Raw genomic sequence first — 3651 nt, forward strand, 5'->3', positions numbered from 1 at the left:
ATTATTAAGAATGCCATTTTACAACAACAAGCTGAGCTCACCAGGCTCATGTCACAATCGGATATGACAGAAGATCAAATTGATGCATTTCGTGAATGTATCAAAGCATTAAATGGCGTCTCACCTTTTATTTCTGGTAGTAACAATGACTTACATGAAAAATACGGGAAAGTGTTTGGCAAGGTACAGAAAGAACACTTTGTTAAAAACTTAGAGCAATCGTTTGAAGAAAAATTAAATACCATTTTCGATTTGGTTAATCGAGCAAGAGAAAGAATGGAACTTCCTTCTGTTGCTGAAAGTGATAGGGGGCCTTATCGTGAGATGGAAAAAAGAATCATCCAAAAGCGGGCAGCTCAATTAAGTGACGAATTTATTCTTCCTTCTCATACCGGCAGCGCATTGACGGAAGCTCATTCTGAAACAGAAAGCCAATCAGAGAGCCAATCTCAAAGTCAAAGCCAAACCCAAACGCATTCCTTCTCTGAGGTCGCTAATGAAGAGGTGGTTGTTGATGCGCAATTAAGAAAGCATGACATGGTATTTGAGCCTGTCTCTATCGGTTATTTATCTCAGAATAAAGAAATAGAAGTATTGCCTCTCGCGAGCCAAACGGCGCATATGCACCATTTATTTAATGAGCAGGATCCTGTTCGCTGTAGCCCCGCTTACAAGGAAGAAGAACGTTTGGCTTTGAAGGATGAGCAACCGTTACCTCCTGTGCATTATTTTCTGGCTCGAGAAGAGGGTAACCCCCAAGTTATTTTGATTAATCAGGATGAGGCTAACTTATTTAAAGCATCTCCTGTTTCTCCCTGGAGTTTATACGATATCCGATTAAAGAAATCCGATACGATCGCTCCCATTGCAGGGCCGGCAATTGCGTCTTTAAAAGATACTCTTTTGAAAAAACTGTGTTTTTCAGCGTTCCGATATCAAGTGGCGGGAACTGATGTAGGATCATTAGCCAAGTCTTTTGATGGAGTTTATACTCTGGGACAACTTCAACCCTCCTTGAGTATGGAGTTTACGGAGTCTAAAAATATTTCTGAAAAAGATGTCATTTTTACTTTACCACAATGGGGTTTTTACGGAGAAAAGCAACAAGATATTCCACTTAAAATTGAACAAACTAAAATACAATTTAATAACAAGTATGAAAAGAGAGGCGTTACTATTTCAGTTGGTGAAGGGCAAGAAGGCAAATCAGAGGTATATATTTCTTCTAAATTAAATAAACGCATTTTGGGTGAGGGAGAAAGCTCTGAACGTCCAAAACTTAAGAAAATAGCTGGGCAGATTCAAAAAGAATATGGCGCTGCTATGACAGAAAGAAAAGAATTAAGAGAAGGTTTAAGGAGAGTCAAGGCAGAAAAGAAAGAGGTGATTGAAAAATATGATCAGATAATAAGTGAATTGCAAACGAAAAAAGAAGAAGCAATCCAACATGCAAAAAGCAAAGTTCAAGCCTCATTTGAAGAAAGCATGAAGCAATATCTTGATGCTAGAAGCCCATTAAAACATCTCCTTTATCGAAATTTGAATCACTTTAGTAAATCTAAAGATTTTGCTAATGGCATTACCATATCAAAAAGAAAATTTGCCTCTATCGAAGATGCAATTAACCAGCTTCTTGTAAAAGAGGTACTAGGGCGTGATGATCTAACCCCATCACAAAGAGAACAACGAATCAACACCCTAATTACGACTATTTCTCTAGAGGCACGTAATTTATACAAATCATTCACTTTTTACGATAAGAAAAATGGGACTTTCATTGAAGAGATGACGTCTGTTTTAAACAGAATGCCCAAAGGTAGAAAAGGTTCTCGTCCTTTGATCAAATTAGATCAATTAAGAATCTGGGGTGATAATTTCGATAATGTTTTCTTTGAGCATTTTAATAATTTCTACCAAAGTAAAGAAATGTGGGATGGGTTACATGACTGTTTTGAGAATGCTGTAATTGATTTTTGTAAAGGAAAAAATTTTGAAACCAGTTTAATTTCAAGAGTTGAAGAATTTTCTAAGAAAATAGTTCCTTATTTTAGTGAAGAATTCAACTTTCATTTTTTGATGACGCTTTCTTATACTTTAAATAATGGTAATTCGGCAAAATACGAGCAAGCAGTTCAAACGGATATTGAAAATGTCATTATTCAACATATGATGGAAAGTATCAGCGAACCTACGCCTGATCAGGAAGCTTTATTTTTAGAGGTCAATACCTTTTTAAAAGGAAAAACCAAACCCTATGATTATGAACTACCTGAAAAACTGACCTTATCTCAAGAAGATTTTCGTCCTGAGGAAATTAAATCAGCCGTTAAACAAGCGCTGGCTAGGCAAAATGTTAAAACAACGGAACAACAGCTGACTATGCTAACTAAAGATTGCATTAATTTCTTAAATGCAAATAAAGCGGTTAATCAAATTTTTGAGCATTATTCTCCAATAGAGAATCGTCCGGCTGTTATAAAAAATAAGGAGGGTGAGCATGAAATTTCCCAAGAGGCTCATGAGGCATTGACAGCGCTGGATACAGAGGTTTTAGAGATTCAGAAAAAATTGGAAGAAGCGGAAAGTCTAAAAAAATCACGACTTGCTGAGCTGGATGAACAACAAAACAAACTTCGAGTAGGATTAGAAGATAATAATAAAAGAGTTGTAGAGCTTAAAGGTGAAAAATCCGCTTTGAATAAATTACTCAGAGGCGTCAAAAAAATTCTGTCTGTTTTTGCTGATCATCAAGTGAAGATAGAACAAGATGATGCAGTAGACTTTCTTGATACCCACTTTGATCTTGGCAAAATAATTCATGATTCGGTTTCAGCGTCTGCCACACTCACGTTCATGCCTCCTGAGTTCTACGATGTGGAAGAAGACATGCACGAACAACTTATACATCTGCATGGCCTTGATGAAACGGAGACTCAAGCGAAAATTTCTCTTGAAAAAGCAGTTCAAGTAGTTAGAGATTCCGCTGCAGCAATCCAAGAAAGAGAGTGTCAGGTAGTGTTCAAACTGAACAGACAAAAGACAGCTCAGGAAACTGTAACTTTGGTTGATGAAGTAATTGATGAACTCCTTGAAGGAATACAGCAACCAACAACGCAAAGCAAGTCTACACAATCAAGCTCTATTTTATTTAAGAAAAAATTACAGGAGAATATAGCTGGTGTCGAAGAGAATGAGAACAAGGCTCAAATACCAGTAACTGTAGTTGAGGAAGAGCAAATTCGAGGAGAAGAAGTTGTTTCCGATGTGGTTGATGAACTTCTTGAAGGAGTACAACAACCAGCAACACAAAGTAAAGTTACACAATCAAGCCCCACTTTTTTTAAGAAAAAATCACCAGATAGTCAAACTGGAGTCAAAGAGAATGATAATAAAGCTCAAATTAAAGTACAGTAGATATAATCTTAATAGGTTTCAAACGAGGTAGGACCTCCTGTTGAAAGGCTGGAGAAGTTACGATATTTAACTTATAGGTTCTTAGAATAGATAATTTACCAAAAATTCTGGAATGCGTTGCTCGAGCCAATAAACAGGTTGGTTTAATCCTTTCCCTGAACCCGCAATAAAACCAACATGTCCGCCAGATTGGCTTAACTCCAAAGTGATTTGAGAAGACAGTTCTTTTGATGTCGG

2 pseudogenes are annotated in these 3651 nt (G+C 36.9%); one reads left to right on the top strand and one right to left on the bottom strand.

Annotated elements, in window-relative coordinates:
• Window positions 1–3414: pseudogene (locus tag OK13_RS14655) on the top strand (hypothetical protein); the annotation flags it as partial.
• 81 nt (window positions 3415–3495) lie between these two features.
• Here OK13_RS14655 and OK13_RS16115 read toward each other — a convergent pair.
• A pseudogene (locus tag OK13_RS16115) lies at window positions 3496–3651 on the bottom strand (hydrolase); the annotation flags it as partial.

This window comes from Legionella norrlandica, assembly GCF_000770585.1.
In the GTDB taxonomy this organism is placed as follows: domain Bacteria; phylum Pseudomonadota; class Gammaproteobacteria; order Legionellales; family Legionellaceae; genus Legionella; species Legionella norrlandica.